Here is a 19,121-nt window from a genome sequence, read left to right on the forward strand (position 1 = left end):
GCGGTACCAACCTCCTAGGGGGACACCGTGGCGCTGAAGCCCGAGCCGACCGCGCCGTTCCATTCGGTGCAGTACGCCCTCCGCGTGCTCGAAACGATCTCCCGGCACGCCGATGGCGTGACGGACGCGCAGATCGCCCGCGAGACCGGACTGCCGGCAGCCCACCTCACCCAGCTGCTGTCGATGCTGCGCCGGGAAGGCTACGCGCAGCAGCTCGCCGACGGCGCGTACGTCGTCGGCGAGTCGCTGCTCCTGCTCGGCTCAGGCGCCGACCGCAGTCGCGCCCTGTGCGACAAGTTGCAGCGCACGCTGGACCAGCTCCGCGATTCGGTCGGGGCGGCGGTCTACATCAGCCGGTACATCGACGGCGAGGTCAAGATCCTCCACTACGCCGACGGCCCGCTGGCGCCCAAGGTCAACGAATGAGCCGAGTTCCGCCGCACGGCGCACGCCAGCGCGGTCGGCAAGTGCCTGCTGGCCCAGCTCGACCACGACGGCCGGATGGACCACCTCTCGCGCCACAAGACCGCCCGGCTCACCTCCCGGACGATCACCAACGAGAAGGTGCTGTTCCACAAGCTGGACAGCCAGCCGCCGACCGTCCCCGTGCTGGACCTCCAGGAGTACGCGGTCGGCACGGTCTGCGCCGCGGTGCCGATCACCGCCGGCAAGACGGTCGGTTGCCTGGCCCTGTCCATGCCGCTGGAGCACGCCCACCGGCTGCGGCAGGCCGCCGACGCCCTCAACCGCAAGGCCGCACCGGTCCTGCTGTCGCTGGCGATCTGAGGTCGGGCGCGGTCCCGGTGCGGGCCGCGCCGGGCATGATCGCACGGGTGGTCATGAGCACCCCTGTCGACCCGGTAGTATTTCTTCTGTCAGCGCGCGCCGCTAGCTCAGTTGGTTAGAGCAGCTGACTCTTAATCAGCGGGTCCGGGGTTCGAGTCCCTGGCGGCGCACGTACGAAGTGGGCGCCCTCGGTTTACCGGGGGCGCCCACTTCTTTTGCGTTCCGGACCACGGCCGGCGGGCGTCGGGCCGGGTCTCAGCGGTCGAGGAGGTGCTCCCGGCCGTGATCGCGGTACTGCGCCAGGAGGGCGGCACGGTCGTCGTCCGCGAAGCGGCGGTACTCCGCCGACGGGGCCGGGGCGGTGGGAGCGCGGCGGGCGGCCGGTCGCCGGGCGGCCGGGGCGATCGGCCGCCACCAGACCGGGTCCGGGCAGCGGAAGCCGGCCCGCCGGAGGGCGACCCGGTGCACCTTGTTGGTCGCGGTGACCGGCAACGCGGCGACGGTCCGCACGAAGCGGGGCGCCATCTTCGTGCCGAGGTCGGGCTGGGCGGCGAGGAAGGCCGCGAAGTCGTCCGGGTCGAAGGCCGTGCCGTCGGCGAGCGCGAGGGTCGCCATGACCTGGTCGCCGGCGACCGGGTCGGGCACGGCGTAGACGGCGACGCCGACGGCCGGGGCGTAGCGGGCGAGGATGTTCTCGATCATCGCGGCGGCCAGGTTCTCGCTGTCGACCCGCAGGCGGTCGTCCGCCCGGCCGGCGAAGTGGAAGAAGCCGGCCGGATCGCGGAAGAAGAGGTCGCCGGTCCAGTACCAGCCCGCGCCGGCACCGCCCGGCGACCCGCCCCGGGTGCGGGCGGCGGTGGCCTCCGGGTTGCGCCAGTAGCCCTCGAAGGCGCTGCGTCCCCGGTTGACCAGCTCCCCTATGGCCTCGTCCCCGTTGAGCAGCCGGCCGGCCGGGTCGAGGCGGGCGCGCGGCAGTTCGTCGCCGGTCTCCGGGTCGACGACGGCGAGGTCGTCGCCGGGGGCGGGCCTGCCGAGGGCGCCGGGCGGGGTGTCCGGGGTGCGTTGCAGCGCCGCGCCGCCCTCGGAGGAGCCGTACCCCTCGACAAGGCGGACGCCGAACCGGGCGGCGAAGCGGGCGGCGTCGACGGCGCCCGCCTCGGTCCCGAATCCGCTGCGCAGCGCGTGGTCGCGGTCGTCGGGGGCCGGCGGGGTGGCGAGGAGGTACTGCACGGCCCGGCCGACGTAGGTGAAGTAGGTGGCGCCGTAGTGGCGCACGTCGGGGAGGAAGGCGGAGGCGGAGAAGCGGCGGCGCAGGGCGACGGCCGCGCCGCCGGCGAGCGCCGGGGCCCAGCCGGCGATCACCGCGTTGCCGTGGAACATCGGCATGCACAGGTAGTGGACGTCCGACGTGCGCACGCCGAAGTGGCCCACCAGGGAGCGACCGGCGGCGGCCAACCTGCCCTGGCTGCACAGGGCGGCCTTCGGCGCGCCGGTGGAACCGGAGGTGAAGTAGAGGAGCATGCGGGTGGTGGGGTCCGGGGTGCGGCGCGGGCCGGGCCCCGTGCGGAGCACGGAACCGGTGACGTCGTCCGGTCGGGCGCCCTCGTAGGGGGCGAGCAGTTCCTGGTAGGCGGGGTCGTCGACGGTCAGGACGCGTTCGGGCGGCAGGGGCAGGTCGAGGCCGGCAAGCAGCGGGAGGTGCGCCCGTTCAGTGATCAGCAGCGCGCAGTCGGTGTGGGTGATGTCGCGGGCCAGCTCCGGGCCGCGGCGGGTGGGGTTGATGCCGGCGACGGCGGCCCCGGCGAGCGCCGCCGCGCCGAGCCACAGCGGGAACTCGGGGACGTTGTCGAGCAGCACCGCGATGTGCGGCTCCGCGCCGGGCGGCAGCAGTTCGCCGAGCAGCGCGGCCCGGGCGGCGGCCGCCCCGGCGACCTGGTGGTGGGTGAGCACCGTCTGCTGGTGCTTCAGGGCGGTGCGGTGGTCTCCCCACTGCGCCTGGACGAGTTCGGCGACGGTGCGGGGAGCGGACGGGGTGCGGGCGGGGGCGTCGCGGGTGCGCGGGCTGTCGCTGCGGGAGCTGTCGGCCACCATGGCGGCGGAGCCTAGCTGACGTAGCGTCAGATGTGGAGGGGTGGGGAATGCCCTGCGGTGACCCGTCAACCCCTGGGTCCACTTCCGCTGCGACGGGAGACCAACCCGTGGTGTGACGCCGCCAACTCCCGGATTCCGTAGCGTTCTTACAGACGGAGACAGTGGCGGTCGTCCCCTGCGAGGGCCGCTGGCGCATCCCGGGGCGGCGAGGGCCTCCCCGGAGGAGGACGGGGAGGCCCGATGACGACACCACATCTGCCGCCGGGCACGGGGCGCGGGGGCGGTACCGAGGTCAGGACAGGTCGACGTCCGAGCAGGCGTAGAACGCGTTGCCCGTGTCGGCGATGTTCCATACGCCCAGGATGAGGTGGCGCCCGGACTTGAGGGTGGGGACGGTGCCCTGGTGCTGCACCGTCGATCCCGGCTGCGCGCCGCCCATCGGCACCGTCATGAACGGCTGGGGTTCGAGGTCGGCGCGGGTGAGCGGCTTGGTGGGGTCGTAGCCGTCCTTGGTGATGAAGTACTGGAAGTCGGTCGTGGCGTGCCGGGCGGTCAGTCGCCAGGTGAAGGTGTAGCCCTGCCCCGGGGAGAGCTTGGTCCCGGGCCACTTGCCGCCGCGCGGGTCGTCCAGCTCGCCGAAGCCGTCGTGCCCGCCGGAACAGATCTTGCCGTCGGCCGGCCCGGCGGCCGGGAAGCCCTTGGGCCCCTCGACGCTCTGGGGTTCGTACTGGATGGCGCCGCAGTCCTTGACGGTGCCGTTGGCGCAGAGCGCCTGACGACTGGGAGGTGCGTCGCTGTAGCCGTGACTGGAGGCGCTGCCCGTCGCGAGGACGGAGGCCCCGACGATACCGAGGCCGATCACGGCGGCACTGAGCTTCTTGCGCATGCTTCGCTCCTGAAGAACGTGGGGGGCGAGGGGAGTTCCGCGAGTCGAGTGCAGTGCGGTGCTGTGCGTGGTCCAGACCAACTGGCAGACTAGTGAGGGGAATTGAACATGTCTAGACCATGAAGCGATCATGTCCGCTCAGCGTCCGCTCTCCTCCGCGGTGTGGCTGGGGCATCGGGGACAGTTACGGCTACGGCTACGGCTACGACGACGGCCCGGGCGTTCCTCGGCTCGTGCCAGGTCGACGCCTTCGGGCGGACGGGGTTCTCGGGTGCGGCGCCTCGTGCTGACCCCGGTGACTGTCAGTGGTCCGTGCGAGGGTGACGGCATGGAAACGACACCCGATGGCCGCCCCGTCCCGCCCCCGCACGCCGGGGAGTACGAAACCCTGACGAGCTGGCTGGACTTCCACCGCGCCACGCTGGAACTGAAGTGCGCGGGCCTCGATGACCACCAGCTGCGGCTGGCCCCCGTGGCGCCGTCCCCGATGACGCTCCTGGGCCTGGTCCAGCACCTGACGGAGGTCGAACGGAACTGGTTCCAGCGGGTGTTCGCCGGTCAGGACGCGCCGCGGGTGTACCCGGAGGATTCAGGCGACGGCTTCACGCTCCCGCCGGAGCGCGGGGTCGACGAGGTCCTGGGGCGCTGGCGCGCGGAGGTCGCCCGGAGCAGGGAGCTGATCGCCGGTTCGGCGCTGGAGGAGTCCGGCAAGCTCTCGGAGGCGGAGGCCGGACACGTCGGCGACCGGGGAGTCTCACTGCGCTGGATCCTGGTCCACATGATCGAGGAGTACGCACGCCACAACGGTCACGCGGACCTCATCCGGGAGTGCATCGACGGCACGACGGGCGCCTGAGACACCTCGGGGCTCACCCGAGCCGGACGGCACCGGAGAGCCGGTTCGCACCGCCGGGCGGGTGGGTCCTGCCCGACCGGCCCGGGTCGCTCGCCCGTACCGGCACCCCGCTCGGTGCCGCTCGTCGGTGCCACTCGTGAGTACCGGCACTCCGCTCGGCGGTGCCGCTCGGCGGTGCCGGCGCTCCGCTCAGCGGTTGCCACTCGTTGGTGCCCGCACTCCGCTCGGCGCGCCGCTTGTCCGTGCGGCGCTCCGCTCGGCGCGGGGTGTCGGTGCGGTCGAGCCGCTTGGTGCCGCTCGCCGTTACGGCCGAGTCGCTTGGTGTCGCTCGCCGTTACGGCGGAGCCGCTTGGTGCCGCTTGGGGTCACTGGTGTCGTTTGATGCCAGTTGATTCCGGTTGGTGCCGTGCGGCGGTGCGGCTGCTGCGCGTTGGTGTCGCTCGTCGGTGCCGTCAGGCGGCTTCCGGGAGCGGGCCCGGGGTGGGGGCGGCGGCGGTGTGGACGAGGGCGGTGTAGGTGCGGCGGAGGGCGATGAGCGACTCCTGGGCCTCGCGGTAGACGGCGGCGTCGGGGCCGCCGCGGTGGGCGAGGGTGCGGACGGGGGCGCAGTGCCGGTCCATGGCGCTGAGCCAGGCGCGGTGCTGGGCCGGGAGGTGGCGGCGCAGGTGTTGGCGGCGGCCCTCGCCGAGGCGGCGACCGCCGATGCCCAGGACGGCGTCGGCGGCCTGGAGGACGGGCGGCTCCAGGGCGCCCTGTTCGGCGAGCGCGCCGAGCACCGCGCGCTGCTGGTCGGTGGCCGGGGCCGCCGCCAGTTCGGCCGCCTCGGAATGCAGCTGGGCGCGGAGCGCGTGCTGGATGCGGACCAGGCGGCGCAGCGCCATCGGGGTGGACGAGTCGTCGGGGGCGCGGCCGGCCAGGGTGTCGGCGAGGCGGAAGAGCCAGATGCCGTGCGCCTCCAGCCGGGTCGCGGCGAGCATCAGCCGGTCGAGGCGGCTGAGCGGCTGGCCCTCCGGGGCCCAACGCACGATTGGGACCAGCTGTTCGGTGCGGGCGAGCTGGTCGATGGGGATGTGCCGGCGCGGTTTGCGTTCCGGGGCCCAGTTGTGGAGCGCGAGGGTGGGCAGGGCGACGAACTGGTCGTGGTCGATGCGGTGCGCGATGGCCGCCCAGAGTTCCAGGAACGCCTCGTTGGCGACCTCGCGGGCGGCCGGCGCCTGCGGGTCGAGGGCGCTCCAGCCGCAGGACACCGCGATGACCGCGACGCGCATGGCGGCGGCCTCCGCATTGCGCGGCGAGAGGCGGGAGACGCGCTGCCGCAGGGCGGTCAACTCGTCCGCGCGATGGGCGCGTTCGACGACGGCGAGGGCGCTCGCGCGATCGGGGGCGACGGCCGCCTCGCGGGCCATGGCGTCCAGCCGCGTCCAGGTGCCGATCATGGAGCGCACGGGGGGCCGCTCCGGGAGGAAGCCGTGGGCGCACGGGTCGTGCGGGGCGGGGGCCCCTGAGGCGTCGCCGTCGGTGGCCGCGGCGTCGGTCGCCCCGGCCGGGGCGGCGGTCGGGACGCCGGGGCCGCCCTGGGCCGGGATGCGGACGGCGGGATCGGCGCCGGTCCGGGCGGCCGGGATGCGGGGGGCGGCGGCCCGGGCGCCCGCACCGTTGGCGGTCACGTTCCGCGGGTCGGCGGTCGCGGTGCTGCCGGTGGCGCCCGCTTCCTGGGGGGCCCGCGCGCGTATGGCGAGGCGGGCGTCGGGCGTCGTCGTCATGGGAGTGGGAGTCATCAGCACTTCCCCGCTAGCAGGCGGGCCAGGTGGGCGTCCATATCGAGATAGCGGTCCTCGTGGCCGGGCGGGACGATGGCGGCGGTCTGCTCCAGCCAGGCGGTGAGTTCCGTGGCGCGCACCGTCAGCTCGCAGACGTTGTCGTCGGTGGCGAGTTCGACGTGGATGCGGTGGGACGCGCCGGCCCGGCGGTCCGGCCACACCCGCACGTCGCCCTGCCCGACCTCGCCGCAGACTCCGCCGAGCAGCAGTTCGCGGGCGAACAGCCAGGTGGCGACCGTCTCGCCGCGGCTGAGGAAGGCGACCTCGACCTCGTAGGGGCGGTCACTGCGGTAGCTGAACCGGCCGGCCACCGGAACGGCTTCGTGCGGCCCGAGGAGGAGCTGCATCTCAAGGGTGCGCTTGGCTGTCGACACCACGACGATCAACCTTTCCGAAGAGGGGCGAGTCCCGGGGCCCCGGTTCGGGGCTCGCGTCCTAGCAGACGTCGGCTCGCGGGATGGGGTTGCAGGTGAGGGCGGAGTAGTGATGGACGCCATGATCCGCGGAGGAAGTGTGCGCGGGCGCGGGAGCCCGGTGGCCGGGTCAGGGGGAAGGTGACGCGCACGGTGCCGCGGGCTGCGTGCACCGGGACCGTCATCCCCGTTCACCTCCGGCGCGGCTGCTCGTGCGGGTCCGCGCGCCCCGGCGTCGGCCCCGGCGCGCGCCGGCGCTGGCCCCACCCTCTCAACGGCCTGGAGATACCGCATGTTGACGGGGCAACTGATGCACTACGGCTTGAACTCGATCTTCACAGACCCATTCGGACGCCTCGGTAGGCGAAGGTCCCGATGCGTCGGGACTTTGGCCCCGGGCCGAAAGGGTCCCCCGTGAGCTACGGGAGGGAGGGGGCGGTCGGGGCGGGTGTGGTGGGTGAGCGGGTTCGCCGTCGGGGGCGGGTGGCTGCACAGCGGAGCGGGCGTGGGGGTGGCGGGGATCACAGGGGGCGGAGGCGTGGGGGGCGCGTTCCTGGGTACGGACCACCCCCGGAGTTCGTGTAGAGTTTTCTTCGTCAGCGCGCGCCGCTAGCTCAGTTGGTTAGAGCAGCTGACTCTTAATCAGCGGGTCCGGGGTTCGAGTCCCTGGCGGCGCACGTAGGACTGAGGCCCCTCGCAGTTGCGAGGGGCCTCAGTCGTGTTCTCCCGCGGTGTCGTGGGACGACGGGGCCCGACTGCGCGGAGCGGACGTGCGGGCCTGGTCCGACGGGTCGGCCGGGGCACGGCCGACGGCGGCGGCGTCACCGGTCACGGGGAGCCGCACCGGAGTGCCACCCGGGAGCCCGGGGCCCCCGCCGCAGAGCCAGCAGACCAGCAGCAGCCCGACCCCGACGAGGCCCACCAGGAGGCGGGGCGCCGGGGCGGCGGGGTGTGGGGGCGCCGGGTTCGCCCGCTCGGCGGGCCGCGGGACCCTCGCCCGTGCGAGGCGGGTCCCGCCGGGGAGTCGTCGACCGGACCGGCCGGCGGCTGCCGCGCCGTTCCGCCGGGCGGTCGGATGCGCGCCGTCCCGCGGAGCGGTCAGGTGCGCGGGGTCCGGCCGGGCCGGACCGTCCTCGGTGACCCGTGTGGTGGGGGCGTCACTGTTCGTCGGCACTGCCGCCCCCCTGGCGTTCGCGGCGGAGCCGGAGTCTGAGGCGGAGCAGCTGACCGGCGATGACCAGGATCGCGCCGCCCGCCAGGACCAGGGCGACGGCCGAGGTGCTGCTCAGTTCGTGGTGGGCGGTGACGCGGTGGGGCGTGAGGTGGATCCGGGCGGCCAGGACGGGCGCGGAGCCGGCGGGCACCGTCGCGACCGGGGCGGTGGCCCGGGCCGGGTGGATGTCGGTGGGGTGCGGGCCGGTGGGCGCAGGGCGGTGCGGGCCGTGGGCGGCCGGGGCGGTGACGACGGCGGTCTGGGGGGTGCGTGCGCCGCGACCTACGTCGGCGGCGTACGCGGGTGCCGTCGTCACCGCACACGCCGCGACCGCGGCACAGAGTGCGAGCTGCGGTGAGCGCATGGTGTACCTCCGGATACTCCGAAGGTCCGTCGGTGCGCCGCCGGGCGCATCCGGGGCGGGGCCGGGTTACGCCGTTCAGGTGGGGAAGCCGGTGCGGCCCGGGGTCGGCGGGCGTGCCGCCGGCCCCGGGGCGCGGGTCAGACCAGGTCGACCAGGTCCGCGATGGAGTCGACGACGCGGGAGGGGCGGAACGGGTGGCGTTCGATGTCCTCGGGGCGGGTGAGGCCGGTGAGGACGAGGAAGGTCTCCATGCCCGCCTCCAGGCCGGCGACCACGTCGGTGTCCATCCGGTCGCCGATCATGGCGGAGGACTCGGAGTGGGCGCCGATGGCGTTGAGCGCGTGGCGCATCATCAGCGGGTTGGGCTTGCCGACGAAGTACGGCTCGACGCCGGTGGCCTTGGTGATCAGCGCGGCCACCGACCCGGTCGCGGGCAGCGCGCCCTGCGGGGAGGGGCCGGTCTCGTCGGGGTTGGTGGCGATGAAGCGGGCGCCGGCGTCGATCAGCCGGATGGCCTTGGTGAGGGCCTCGAAGCTGTAGGTGCGGGTCTCGCCGAGGACGACGTAGTCGGGGGCGTGGTCGGTGAGGACGTAGCCGATGTCGTGCAGCGCGGTGGTGAGGCCGGCCTCACCGATGACGTAGGCGGTGCCGCCGGGGCGCTGGTCGTCGAGGAACTGGGCGGTGGCCAGCGCGGAGGTCCAGATGGACTCCCAGGGGACGTCCAGGCCGATGCGGTTGAGGCGGGCGTGCAGGTCGCGCGGGGTGTAGATGGAGTTGTTGGTCAGGACGAGGAAGGGCTTGCCCGATTCGCGGAGCCGCTTGATGAAGGCGTCCGCGCCGGGGACCGGGACGCCCTCGTGCATGAGGACGCCGTCCATGTCGGTGAGCCAGGACTCGATCGGCTTGCGCTCTGCCACTGCCACTCCTGTCGTGCGGGTTGACCAGGCTGGCCGAACGGCCAGGGCGCCGGCCGGCCCGAACGGGCGGCCGACGGCCCCAGCCTAAGTCAGCGACGGCGTGCGGGCCTCGGTCGGTGGTGGTCAGCTTCCGGTTGCGGTCTTCCATGCCTCGATGTAGGTGTCGAGGTTCTTGTCGATGTCGTTCCAGTCGGGCTGGAAGACGTCGACGCCCTTCATGATCTTGGCGAGGGCCACCGCGTTGGGGTCGGTGGCCTTGACGTCCCGGCGGGCGGAGAAGCCGCCGCCGACGGCCGAGACCTCTTCCTGGACCGGCTTGCTGAGCAGGTAGTCCAGGAACTTGCGGGCGTTGGCGGCGTGCGGGGCGTTCTTCACCAGGCCGGCGGCGTACGGCAGGGCGAAGGTGGCGGGGCGGGCGCCGGGCTTGGCGGCGGGGAAGAAGATGCCCTGGTTGGGCATGGACTTCATGTTGGCGTAGTTCATCTGCACGTCGCCGTTGGCGACGAGGAGTTCGCCCTTGTCGGTCTTGGGGGCGAGCTGGCCGGTGGAGGAGGACGGGCCGACGTTGTTGGCCTGGAGCTTCTTGAGGAAGTCCATGGCCGGGCCCTGGCCGCCGAAGTCGTGCAGGGCCTTGATCAGCACGGCGGTGCCGTCGCCGGCGACGCCGGGGGTGGAGTACTGGAGCTTGCCGGCGAAGCGGTGGTCGGTGAGGTCCTGCCAGGTGGCCGGGGGCTGCTTGAGTTCCTTCTTGTTGTAGATGAAGCAGAAGTAGTTGTTGACGATGGAGACCCACTTGCCGTTGGGGTCCTGGTCGGCGGCGGCGATGTGCTCGGCGCCCCGGGGGCGGTAGATGTCCAGCAGGCCCTTGCCGTCGGCCTGTTGGATGAACGGCGGCAGGGTGACGAGCACGTCCGCCTTGGTGTTGGTGCGTTCCCGGGCCAGGCGCTGGACGGCGGCGCCGGAGCCGGACTCGACGTAGTTGACCTTGATGCCGGTCTGCTTCTCGAAGTCCTTGAAGACCTTGTCGTAGAAGCCGTCGCCCTGTTCGCTCTTGAGGCCGTCGGCACTGTAGACGGTGATCTCCTTCGCGTTGGGGTCGGCGGCTGAGGAACCGCAGGCGGTGACGGAGGCGGCCAGGACGAGGACGGCGGCGCCGGCGGTCAGGGGGCGGTGCAGGCGGCTGGGCATGGTGGGTGCTCCTGGGGAACGGGTGGGGCGACGGGGGGGTGGCGTGGGGTCAGCGGTGGGCGGCCCGGGTGCGGATGCGGGAGACGCCGAGCAGGACGAGGAGGGTGGTGGCCATCAGGACCACCGCGAGGGCGGCGCCGGTGAACAGGGCGCCACGGTCGGTGGCGGCGAAGATCTGCACCGGCAGCGGCATCCAGTCCGGCGGGTAGAGCATCATCGTGGCGCTCAACTCGCCCATGGACAGGGCGAAGCACAGGCCCGCGGCCGCGGTCAGCGACGGCAGGAGCAGGGGGAGCTTGACCCGCCACAGGACGTAGCCGGGGCGGGCGCCGAGGCCGGCGGCGCTCTGCTCGTAGGCCGGGTCGAGGCGGGCCAGTGCGGCCGTCACCGACTGGTAGGCGAAGGCGGTGACCAGCACGGTGTGGGCGATGATCACGATCTGCGGGGTGCCGTTGAGGAGGAACGGCGGCTGGGAGAAGGCCACGAGGAGGGCGAGGCCGACGACGACTGAGGGGACGGCGACCGGCAGGAGGAAGAGGGCGTCCAGGACCCGGCGGGCCCGCCGGCCGAGCTTCTCGGCGGCCAGCGCGGCCCAGGTGCCGGCGGTCAGCGCGGCGAGGCTGGCGGCGAGGGCGGTCAGGACGCTGGTGGTCAGGGCGGTGAGCGCGTCCCCCGTGGCGATGTCCTGGTAGTGCGTCAGGGTCAGACCGGAGGGCAGGGCGCCGCTCCAGCCGCCGGCGAACGACGCGGCGACGACCACCAGCAGCGGGAGGGCGAAGACCGGGACGAAGAGGAGGAAGAACACCGCCCAGACGACCCGGCGGGCGGCTGCGCTATGCACGAGCACGGTCGGCACCTCCTGCGGCGAGGGCGGGGACGGGGGAGGCGGGAGAGGTGGGAGAGGCGAAGGAGGCTGCTGAGGTCGCGGAGACCGCTGACTCTGCTGAGTCCGCTGAGGAGACCTCGGCCCGGCCGGCGAGGGCGGCCGGCCCGGTGCCGGCCGCGGCGGCGTCGGCGGAGGCCCGGGTGCTGGTGCGCTTGCGGCGCCCGGGGGTGCCGCCCGTACGGGCCATGACCACCCGGTAGAGGGCGTAGAGGGCGACCGACAGGACGATGTTGACGACCGCGACGACGCAGGCCCCGGTGTAGTCGCCGTCCAGGATCGCCTTGGTGTAGACGAGCACCGGCAGGGTGACGACGTTCTTGGCGCCGGTGAACAGCACGATCCCGAACTCGTTCAGGCACATCACCAGGACCAGGGCGCCGCCGGCGGCGAGCGAGGGCAGCGCCTCGGGCAGGATCACCGTCCGCACGATCCGCCAGGGTCGGGCGCCCAGCGAGCCGGCGACCTCCAACTGTGCGGTCTCCACCTGCGAGAACGCCGCGAGCAGGGGGCGCATCACGAACGGGGTGAAGTAGGTGACCTCGGCCAGCAGGACGCCCCAGGGGGTGTGCAGGAAGTCCAGTGGCCCGTTGGTGGCGCCGGTGAGGTCCGTCCACAGGCCGTTGGCGATGCCGACGGTGCCGTAGAGGAACAGCAGGGCGAGGGTGATCAGGAAGGAGGGGAAGGCCAGGAAGATGTCGATGAAGCGGGCCAGCGCCTTGCCGCCGGGGAACGGGACGAAGGCGATGACGAGGGAGAGCAGCAGGCCGAGGAGGAGCGCGCCGAGGGTCGCGCCGGCCGCGATCAGCACGGTGTTGGCGAGCGCGTCCCGGAAGGAGGTGGTGGCCAGCACCGCGGTGTACGGGGCGGCGGACGGCCCGCCGCCGTTCTCCGGGGTGAAGGACTGGCGGACCACCAGGGCGAGCGGGTAGAGGAACACCACCGCGAGGGCGGCGACCGGCGGCAGGGCCCACAGGGCGGCGGTCCGGCCGGGGCGGCGGGCCGCGCGTGGCCGGGTCCCGTCGGGCGCGGTGCGGTCAGGCATGGTGCGCCGCCTCGATGCCCGCGGGGATGAGGACCGCGTCCTCGGGGGCGAAGTGCAGGGTGACTTCGGTGCCCAGCGGCGGGGTCTCGCGCAGTTCCCGCAGGTCGGCGAGGACGCGGTGGCCGTCGACCGCGAGGTACAGCCGGTGGGTGGCGCCGCGCCACTGGACCTCGGTGACGGTGCCGCGCAGGGTGTTGCCGTGCGGGTCGGGGGCCGGGCCGGTGGCGAGCCGGTGCGGGCGGACGCACAGCGTGGCGGTGGCGCCGGGGCCGGCGTCGCCGGTGGCGACGGCCAGCGGCCGGCCGGCGAACTCCACGCCGCCCGCGCCGCGCACGGTCACCGGCAGGAGGTTCGCGGTCCCGACGAACGACGCGGTGAACGCGGTGCGCGGGCTGCGGTAGAGCTCCTGCGGGGTGCCGCACTCGCGCAGCCGGGCCGACTCCAGGACGGCGATCCGGTCGGCGAGGGTCAGCGCCTCCACCTGGTCGTGGGTGACGTAGAGGATCGAGACGTCCGGCAACTCCCGGTGCAGGCGGGCGAGTTCGGTGAGCATGCCGGAACGGAGCTGGGCGTCGAGCGCGGACAGCGGCTCGTCCAGCAGCAGCACGCCGGGGCGGATGGCGAGCGCCCGGGCGATGGCGACCCGCTGCTGCTGCCCGCCGGACAGCTCGCGGGGGTGCCGGTCGGCGTAGGCCGCCATGCCGACCAGCTCCAGGGCTTCGGCGACCCGGCCGGGGATCTCGGCGCGCGGGACCTTCTGCGCCTTGAGGCCGAAGGCGACGTTCTCGGCGACCTTCATGTGCGGGAAGAGCGCGTACTGCTGGACGACCATGCCGATGCCGCGCTTGTAGGGCGGCAGGGCGGTCACGTCCCGGTCGCCGATCAGGACCCGCCCGGAGACCGGCCGGACGAATCCGGCGACCGCCCGCAGTGCGGTGGTCTTGCCGGAGCCGGACGGGCCGAGCAGGGCCATCACCTCGCCCGGTTCGACGGTGAGGTCGAGGGAGTCCAGGACGACGTGCTCGCCGTGCCGGCCGTGCGCGACGGTGACGTGGTCGAAGCGGATGCCGGAGGCCGGCGGCGCGGGGGGCGCGGCGGGGCGGGTGGGTCGGGCGGGGGCCGCGGTGGAGGGGGCGGGCATCTCACACCACTCCCAGCAGGGCGGGCAGTTCGGCGACCGAGCCGAGGACGTGGGTGGCGCCGGCAGCCGAGAGCTGCGGGACGTCGTGGGCGCCGGTGAGGACCCCGGCGACCACCGTGGCGCCGCTGCGGCGTCCGGCGGTCATGTCGTAGGAGGTGTCGCCGGCCACCGCGATCTGTGCGACGTCGTCGGCGGCGCCGGTGCGCAGCAGGGCGGCCAGCACCATGTCGGGGTAGGGGCGGCCGCGGCCGCCGGCGTCGGCCGGGCAGAGGGTGAGCCGGACCAGGTCGCGCCAGCCGAGCGCGTCGAGGATGGCGTCCTGGGTGACCCGGGCGAATCCGGTGGTGAGGACCACGGTGCGCCCGGCGTCCTGGAGGGCCTCGATGGCGGCGCGGGCGCCGGGGACGGGGGCGATCCGGCCCTCGTCGACGAGGGCGCCGTAGGCCGTCTCGAAGGCGCGGTTGGCGCGCTGGGCGGCGTCCTCGGTGGCCTCCCGGTCGCCGTCCGGGGCGGCGAACAGGTGCCGGAAGACGGAGATCTTGGACTCGCCCATGGTGGCGCGGACGTAGGCGAGGTGCTCGGCGTGCCGGGGGCTGCCCGGCTCGACGCCCATGTGTCGGGCGGCGGTGTCGAAGGCCCGCTCCACCAGGCCGTCGTCGGCGACGGTGGTGCCGGCCATGTCGAGGACGACCAGGCGGACGTCCTCGGGGCGGGCGGGGTGCGCGGGGTGCGCGGTCGGGTTCGTCAACGGGCTCACCATCCCAGTTCGTTCGCGGTGGTTTCGGCGATGGCCGGGGAACAGGTCATGCCGCGGCCGCCGGGTCCGGTCACCAGCCAGACGCCGTCGCGGACCTGCTGGCGGTGGACGACCCGGCTGGTGTCGGTGCACTGGGCGTAGACGCCGGCCCAGCGGTGGCGGATGCGGGGCAGCGGGCGGCCCAGGATCACCTCGACGACGCCGGTGAGGTGCTCGTAGGGCTCCTCGACGGTGTCGAAGGCGAACGGCGTCTCGTACTCGTGGGTGTCGCCGATGGTCAGGCCGCCGTCGGCGCGCTGGACCATCAGCAGCTGCATCCTGTGGGCGGCGGCGGTCGGGGCCTGCGCCTGGCCGGCGTTGAGGGCGTCCAGGGCGTCGCCGCGGTAGGCCGGGTAGTAGCGGAAGCTGTCGGCGTCGGCGACGGAGGTGGTCAGCGCCTCGCCGAGCGGGTCGGTCTGCATCATCTGCAGGCGCACCCGGCGCACCGGCAGGTCGGGGACGAGCTCCCGGACCAGGCCGCCGAGCCAGGCCCCGGTGCACAGCACCACCGCGTCGCCGTGGTGGGTGGCGCCGTGGTCGTCGCGGACCGCGCGCTCGCCGACCACGTCCCGGACCTCGCGGTTGCCGAGGTAGGTGTACCGGCCGGACGCCAACAGGGCTTCCTTCAGGGCACGTTGGGCGACCCGGGGCTCCACGGCGGCGTCCCGCTCGCACCACAGGGCGCCGGCGAAGTCGCCGCGCAGGGCCGGGTTGAGGGCGCGGGCCCGGTCGGCGTCGAGGAGGCGGTAGCCGCGGGCTGCGGCGTCCGGGCGGCGGGTGGCGGCCTCGGCGACCGCGCGCTCGGCGTCGTTGCGGACGACGGTCAGCGAGCCGATGGCCCGGAACCCGATGCCGGGGACGCGGGCGCCGATGCCCTCCCAGAGTTCGCGGGCGCGCAGCGCGGTGTCCAGTTCCTCGCCGCCGGCGCGGCCGCTGACCCAGATCTGCCCGAAGTTGCGGACGGAGGCGCCGCGGGCCTCGGCCTCCCGTTCGATGTGGAGGACCTCGTGGCCCCGTTCTATGGCGTGCCAGGCGTGCAGGGTTCCCAGCACGCCGGCTCCGACGACTATGACTCGCATGCCCCAGACGTTCGCTGCGGCGGGTGGCCCGCTGGGGACGGTTCGGCGACGGGCCGGTTAACACGGCTTCAAGCTTGGCCTAGACCCGTTACCTTTCCGTTATCCAACGGGGTGGCGACAGGCCGCGGGGCGGGCCGTGTCAGGTCTCCCGGCCGCCGCCCAGATGGGTGGTGAACGAGAACCGGTCGCCCCGGTAGAGCGAACGCACCCGCTCCAGGGGGCGGCCCCCGGTGTCCCGGGAGAGCCGGTGGATCAGCAGCATCGGCAGGGCGCCGGGCGTCCCGATCAGCAGCGCCTCGCGCGGGGTGGCCAGGACCGTCTCCAGGCGTTCGTCGGCGTCCCCGAAGTCGATGCCGAGCCGCTCGTGGAGGTAGGCGTAGAAGGAGGAGTCCGGCTCGAAGTCGGTGGCCAGGTCGGGAACGCGGGAGACCGCGACGTAGGTGCTCTCCAGGCCGACCCGTTCGTCGTCGGCGAGCAGCACCCGCTCCATGTGCCACACCGCGTCGCCCGCGGCGAGCCCCAGGTCCGCGGCGAGCGCGGGCGGGCTGGCGAAGCGGTCGAGCGAGACCAGGTGCCGCCCCGGCGCGCGGCCCTGGCGGCGGACGCCCTCGGTGTAGCTGGCGAGCGAGAGCGGCTGCGCCATCTTCGGCCCGGCGACCACCGTGCCGCGCCCCGACCTGCGCAGCCGCCCCTCCAGCACCAGTTCTCGCAGTGCCTGGCGCAGCGTCTCCCGGGAGACCTCGAACCGCAGGGCCAGTTCGCGTTCGGCGGGCAGGGGTTCGCCCTCGCCCAACTCCGCGAGCAGCGCGGCGATTTCGACCTTCGCCGCGTAGTACTTGGGGATGCGTCCGTGTTCGGGAATGCCGGACCGGACCGGTGCGCCAGGATCCTGGCCGTACGGGAAATCCACCCGGCGATCTTCGCACCCGCGGCGGGCCCGGGGCGCCGCCGCCCGGTCGGACCGGTGCTCCCCCGCACCTCCCGGTCGGCCCCCGACGCCCGGCCTCAGCGGAACAGCGCGGCCAGCACCAGTTCCGCGGCGCCGTCCGCGACGGTGCGGGCACCGCCCCGGGCCAGGGCCACCGGCACCGCGGACGCGGCACCGGAGCCGGACGCCGTCCCGGTCCGGCCGCGCAGGGCCGCATGGTCGGCCAGGACCCGGGCCACGCCGTCCCGGAACCGCTCGGGGTGCGCGAGCACGGTGCGCCCGCCGAGCAGCACCCGGTCGACGTCGAGGAGTTCGACGAGGTTGGCCGCGGCCTCGCCCAGCACCCGGGCCGCCGCCGCCAGGTCGCCGCGGGCCACCGCCGCCAGGCAGAGCGCCTCGACGCAGCCGCGCCGCCCGCAGTCGCAGCGCGCTCCGTCCAACTGCACGACCTGGTGGCCGAACTCGCCGGCGCCGGTGTGCGGTCCGCGGTAGAGGTCGCCGTCGAGGACCAGCCCGGCGCCGAGCCCGGTCCCCAGGTGGAGATAGGCGAACGAGGTTCCGCCGGCCTCGACCGGGGCGCGGCCGAGGCCGAGGGCCGCCGCGTTGGTGTCCTTGTCCAGCACCACCGGCAGGCCGAGGGCCTCGGCGAGCGCGTCCCGCAGCGGGAAGCCGTCCCACTGCGGGGCGCCGGTGACCTGGCGCAGCACCCCCGTCGCGTGGTCCAGCGGCCCTGGGCAGGCCACGCCGGCGCCGAGCACCGGCGGCCCGCCCGCCGCGTCCCGCAGCGCCGCGACCTCGCGGGCGACGGCGGGCAGCAACACCCCGGCGCCGGCGCCGAAGTCCAGTGGTGCGCGGCGGACGGCGGCCGGCCGGCCGGTGAGGTCGGCCAGGACGCAGAGGAGTTCGTCGCGGTCGAGGTGGACGCCGACGGCGTGCCGGGCGCCGGGGACCAGCCGCAGCACGGTGCGCGGTTTGCCGCCGGTGGAGGCCCGGTGGCCCGCCTCGGCGGCCAGCCCGTCGGCCCGCAGCCTGGCAGTGATCTTGCTGACCGCCTGCGGGGTGAGCCCGGTCCGCCCGGCCAGCTCCAGGCGGCTGACGCCCTCCTCCCCCGCCGCGCGCAGCAGGCCCAGCACGAGTGCGGTGTTGTGCCCGCGCAGGGCGAGGAGGTTGGCGCCGGGGGCGGCGGCGTCCGGGCGGGTGCCGAGGTCCGGAAGGGCGGGGTCGTTGTCGCTGCTCACCCCTCCATTCTCCGCACTGCTTGCACTTTGGCAACAGCGTTGCGAAAGTGGAGGGCATGAGCGTTCCCGAAGCAGTCACCGCCCCCCGCCGCGTCGGCCTGATCGGCTACGGCCTGGCGGGTTCGGTCTTCCACGCCCCGCTGATCGCCGCCACCGACGGGCTGCTGCTCGACACCGTCTCCACCCGCAGCCCCGAGCGACAGGCACAGGCCCGCGCCGAACACCCCCAGGTCCGCACCGTGGCCACCGCCGAGGAAGTACTGGACCGGGCCGCCGCCGGCGCACTCGACCTGATCGTGCTGGCATCGCCGAACAAGACGCACGTCCCGCTCGCCACCGCCGCACTGGAGGCCGGCGTCGCGGTCGTCGTCGACAAGCCGCTGGCCGCCACCGCGGCCGAGGCCGAGGCACTCGCCGCGCTCGCCGACCGCCGCGGACTGCTCCTCTCCGTCTTCCAGAACCGCCGCTGGGACAACGACTTCCGCACCGTGCGGCAGCTGGTCGCGGACGGCGCGCTCGGCGAGGTGCAACGCTTCGAGTCCCGCTTCGAACGCTGGCGGCCGCAACCCAAGGGCGGCTGGCGCGAATCCGGCGACCCGGTGGAACTGGGCGGCCTCCTCTACGACCTGGGCAGCCACCTCGTCGACCAGGCACTGACCCTCTTCGGCCCGGCGGTCTCCGTCTACGCCGAATCCGACGTCCGCCGCCCGGGCGCCCAGGCCGACGACGACACCTTCTTCGCCCTCACCCACGCCGGCGGCGTCCGCTCCCACCTGTGGGTGAGCGCCACCACCGCCCAACTCGGCCCGCGCTTTCGCGTGTTGGGCAGCCGGGCGGGCTACGTGAAGTACGGCCTGGACCCACAGGAGGCCGCACTGCGCGCCGGCCTACGACCGGGCACCGAAGGCGACGCCTGGGGCGTGGAGCCCGCCTCCCGCTGGGGCCGCCTCGGCGCCGAGGGACAAGCCCACGCGGCCGGGGCCGAGTCACCCGGGACCCCCGCCGGGCAGCCGGTACCGAGCCTGCCGGGGGCCTACCCGGCCTACTACGCGGCAGTGGCACGGGCCCTGCGGGACGGCGGTGCCCCGCCGGTCACCGCCACCGAGGCCGCCGCGACACTCCGCGTCCTGGAAGCGGCGGGGCGCTCCGCGCGGGAGGGGCGGGCTGTGGCCCTCTGATCGCGTAGCCGCGGCGTGGGGCTCGCCCCACGTTTTTGTCTTTCCCGCCGCGCGGGTTGCTGTCTTTGCGCCTGCGGCGCGTTGCCGCTGCGCGGGGCTTGCCCCACGTTGTCGGCCTCCCCGCCGTGGTTGCTGTTTGCGCCTGCGGCGCGGGGCCGCTGCGCGGGGCTTGTAGGTAGGTGCGGTGTCGGGTTGGCGGGTGGTGGGGTGCCCGGACTGCTGCGCTTTACGTCCGGGCACCCCACCACCCCCCAACCCGACCCCTCCCGTAGATGGGTGGGAAAGGGGTGAGTGGGGGC

At 74.4% G+C, this 19,121-nt stretch carries 16 protein-coding genes, 2 tRNA genes and 2 pseudogenes; 5 read left to right on the forward strand and 15 right to left on the reverse strand.

Annotated features, from left to right (window positions below):
• Nucleotides 1–27: 27 nt before the first annotated feature.
• A pseudogene (locus ABD385_RS16025) lies at nucleotides 28–786 on the forward strand (IclR family transcriptional regulator).
• Between the two features lie 96 nt (nucleotides 787–882).
• Nucleotides 883–956, forward strand: a tRNA-Lys gene (locus ABD385_RS16030).
• Nucleotides 957–1,041: 85 nt separating this feature from the next.
• Here ABD385_RS16030 and ABD385_RS16035 read toward each other — a convergent pair.
• Both ABD385_RS16035 and ABD385_RS16040 read right to left on the reverse strand, forming a co-directional pair.
• Nucleotides 1,042–2,877 (reverse strand): AMP-binding protein, encoded by a 1,836-nt coding sequence (locus tag ABD385_RS16035; RefSeq protein WP_344576093.1) that lies wholly within the window; start codon nucleotides 2,875–2,877, stop codon nucleotides 1,042–1,044.
• Nucleotides 2,878–3,169: 292 nt separating this feature from the next.
• Complete coding sequence (locus tag ABD385_RS16040; protein ID WP_344576094.1) at nucleotides 3,170–3,763, reverse strand: lytic polysaccharide monooxygenase auxiliary activity family 9 protein; 594 nt, start codon at nucleotides 3,761–3,763, stop codon at nucleotides 3,170–3,172.
• Between the two features lie 328 nt (nucleotides 3,764–4,091).
• Between ABD385_RS16040 and ABD385_RS16045 the strand changes: the two genes are divergently transcribed.
• On the forward strand, nucleotides 4,092–4,619 hold the full coding sequence (locus ABD385_RS16045; protein WP_344576095.1) for a DinB family protein: 528 nt from the start codon (nucleotides 4,092–4,094) through the stop codon (nucleotides 4,617–4,619).
• 452 nt (nucleotides 4,620–5,071) lie between these two features.
• Here the strand turns inward: ABD385_RS16045 and ABD385_RS16050 are convergent, their stop codons facing one another.
• Entirely contained in the window at nucleotides 5,072–6,397 is a 1,326-nt protein-coding gene (locus ABD385_RS16050; protein ID WP_344576096.1) for a hypothetical protein, read from the reverse strand.
• On the reverse strand, nucleotides 6,397–6,816 hold the full coding sequence (locus ABD385_RS16055; protein ID WP_344576097.1) for an SsgA family sporulation/cell division regulator: 420 nt from the start codon (nucleotides 6,814–6,816) through the stop codon (nucleotides 6,397–6,399). Before ABD385_RS16055 ends, ABD385_RS16050 begins: the two co-directional genes overlap by 1 nt.
• 639 nt (nucleotides 6,817–7,455) lie before the next feature.
• Between ABD385_RS16055 and ABD385_RS16060 the strand changes: the two genes are divergently transcribed.
• Nucleotides 7,456–7,529: transfer RNA gene (locus ABD385_RS16060), tRNA-Lys, on the forward strand.
• A gap of 35 nt (nucleotides 7,530–7,564) precedes the next feature.
• Here the strand turns inward: ABD385_RS16060 and ABD385_RS16065 are convergent.
• The 11 genes and pseudogenes from ABD385_RS16065 to ABD385_RS16115 form a co-directional block, all read right to left on the reverse strand.
• Nucleotides 7,565–8,026 (reverse strand): hypothetical protein, encoded by a 462-nt coding sequence (locus ABD385_RS16065; protein WP_344576098.1) that lies wholly within the window; start codon nucleotides 8,024–8,026, stop codon nucleotides 7,565–7,567.
• Nucleotides 8,010–8,429 carry a hypothetical protein gene (locus tag ABD385_RS16070; protein WP_344576099.1) on the reverse strand — a complete coding sequence of 140 codons (420 nt, stop codon included), beginning with the start codon at nucleotides 8,427–8,429 and terminating at the stop codon, nucleotides 8,010–8,012. Before ABD385_RS16070 ends, ABD385_RS16065 begins: the two co-directional genes overlap by 17 nt.
• A gap of 137 nt (nucleotides 8,430–8,566) precedes the next feature.
• A complete protein-coding gene (locus ABD385_RS16075) occupies nucleotides 8,567–9,346 on the reverse strand; it encodes an HAD-IIA family hydrolase (protein WP_020931251.1) in 780 nt (259 codons plus the stop codon).
• A 123-nt stretch (nucleotides 9,347–9,469) separates the two neighbouring features.
• Nucleotides 9,470–10,534: a 2-aminoethylphosphonate ABC transporter substrate-binding protein gene (locus tag ABD385_RS16080; RefSeq protein WP_344576102.1), complete on the reverse strand. Its 1,065-nt coding sequence runs from the start codon at nucleotides 10,532–10,534 to the stop codon at nucleotides 9,470–9,472.
• A gap of 49 nt (nucleotides 10,535–10,583) precedes the next feature.
• Complete coding sequence (locus tag ABD385_RS16085) at nucleotides 10,584–11,381, reverse strand: ABC transporter permease (RefSeq protein WP_344576103.1); 798 nt, start codon at nucleotides 11,379–11,381, stop codon at nucleotides 10,584–10,586.
• A gap of 211 nt (nucleotides 11,382–11,592) precedes the next feature.
• Nucleotides 11,593–12,462 (reverse strand): annotated as a pseudogene (locus tag ABD385_RS16090) (2-aminoethylphosphonate ABC transporter permease subunit); the annotation flags it as partial.
• Nucleotides 12,455–13,603: an ABC transporter ATP-binding protein gene (locus tag ABD385_RS16095; protein ID WP_344576105.1), complete on the reverse strand. Its 1,149-nt coding sequence runs from the start codon at nucleotides 13,601–13,603 to the stop codon at nucleotides 12,455–12,457. The gene ABD385_RS16095 and the pseudogene ABD385_RS16090, both read right to left, overlap by 8 nt.
• A 1-nt stretch (nucleotide 13,604) precedes the next feature.
• Nucleotides 13,605–14,363: a phosphonatase-like hydrolase gene (locus ABD385_RS16100; RefSeq protein ID WP_344576106.1), complete on the reverse strand. Its 759-nt coding sequence runs from the start codon at nucleotides 14,361–14,363 to the stop codon at nucleotides 13,605–13,607.
• Nucleotides 14,357–15,478 carry a TIGR03364 family FAD-dependent oxidoreductase gene (locus ABD385_RS16105; RefSeq protein WP_344576109.1) on the reverse strand — a complete coding sequence of 374 codons (1,122 nt, stop codon included), beginning with the start codon at nucleotides 15,476–15,478 and terminating at the stop codon, nucleotides 14,357–14,359. Before ABD385_RS16105 ends, ABD385_RS16100 begins: the two co-directional genes overlap by 7 nt.
• A 139-nt stretch (nucleotides 15,479–15,617) precedes the next feature.
• Nucleotides 15,618–16,388: a GntR family transcriptional regulator gene (locus ABD385_RS16110; protein WP_344576111.1), complete on the reverse strand. Its 771-nt coding sequence runs from the start codon at nucleotides 16,386–16,388 to the stop codon at nucleotides 15,618–15,620.
• A gap of 95 nt (nucleotides 16,389–16,483) precedes the next feature.
• Nucleotides 16,484–17,644, reverse strand: coding sequence for an ROK family transcriptional regulator (locus tag ABD385_RS16115; protein ID WP_344576115.1), 1,161 nt, complete (start codon nucleotides 17,642–17,644; stop codon nucleotides 16,484–16,486).
• A gap of 56 nt (nucleotides 17,645–17,700) precedes the next feature.
• Here ABD385_RS16115 and ABD385_RS16120 point away from each other — a divergent pair, with 56 nt between their 5' ends.
• Entirely contained in the window at nucleotides 17,701–18,822 is a 1,122-nt protein-coding gene (locus ABD385_RS16120; protein ID WP_344576117.1) for a Gfo/Idh/MocA family oxidoreductase, read from the forward strand.
• Nucleotides 18,823–19,121 lie beyond the last annotated feature (299 nt).

The organism is Streptomyces lunalinharesii (genome assembly GCF_039532155.1).
Lineage (GTDB): Bacteria > Actinomycetota > Actinomycetes > Streptomycetales > Streptomycetaceae > Streptomyces > Streptomyces lunalinharesii.

What these genes read in the sequence shown, in the direction of transcription:
- ABD385_RS16105 (WP_344576109.1), bottom strand. Translation starts at nt 15,478, where the DNA reads ATGCGAGTCATAGTCGTCGGAGCCGGCGTGCTGGGAACCCTGCACGCC.
- ABD385_RS16050 (WP_344576096.1), bottom strand. Translation starts at nt 6,397, where the DNA reads ATGACTCCCACTCCCATGACGACGACGCCCGACGCCCGCCTCGCCATA.
- ABD385_RS16095 (WP_344576105.1), bottom strand. Translation starts at nt 13,603, where the DNA reads ATGCCCGCCCCCTCCACCGCGGCCCCCGCCCGACCCACCCGCCCCGCC.
- ABD385_RS16035 (WP_344576093.1), bottom strand. Translation starts at nt 2,877, where the DNA reads ATGGTGGCCGACAGCTCCCGCAGCGACAGCCCGCGCACCCGCGACGCC.
- ABD385_RS16120 (WP_344576117.1), top strand. Translation starts at nt 17,701, where the DNA reads ATGAGCGTTCCCGAAGCAGTCACCGCCCCCCGCCGCGTCGGCCTGATC.
- ABD385_RS16040 (WP_344576094.1), bottom strand. Translation starts at nt 3,763, where the DNA reads ATGCGCAAGAAGCTCAGTGCCGCCGTGATCGGCCTCGGTATCGTCGGG.
- ABD385_RS16100 (WP_344576106.1), bottom strand. Translation starts at nt 14,363, where the DNA reads ATGGTGAGCCCGTTGACGAACCCGACCGCGCACCCCGCGCACCCCGCC.
- ABD385_RS16070 (WP_344576099.1), bottom strand. Translation starts at nt 8,429, where the DNA reads ATGCGCTCACCGCAGCTCGCACTCTGTGCCGCGGTCGCGGCGTGTGCG.
- ABD385_RS16045 (WP_344576095.1), top strand. Translation starts at nt 4,092, where the DNA reads ATGGAAACGACACCCGATGGCCGCCCCGTCCCGCCCCCGCACGCCGGG.
- ABD385_RS16080 (WP_344576102.1), bottom strand. Translation starts at nt 10,534, where the DNA reads ATGCCCAGCCGCCTGCACCGCCCCCTGACCGCCGGCGCCGCCGTCCTC.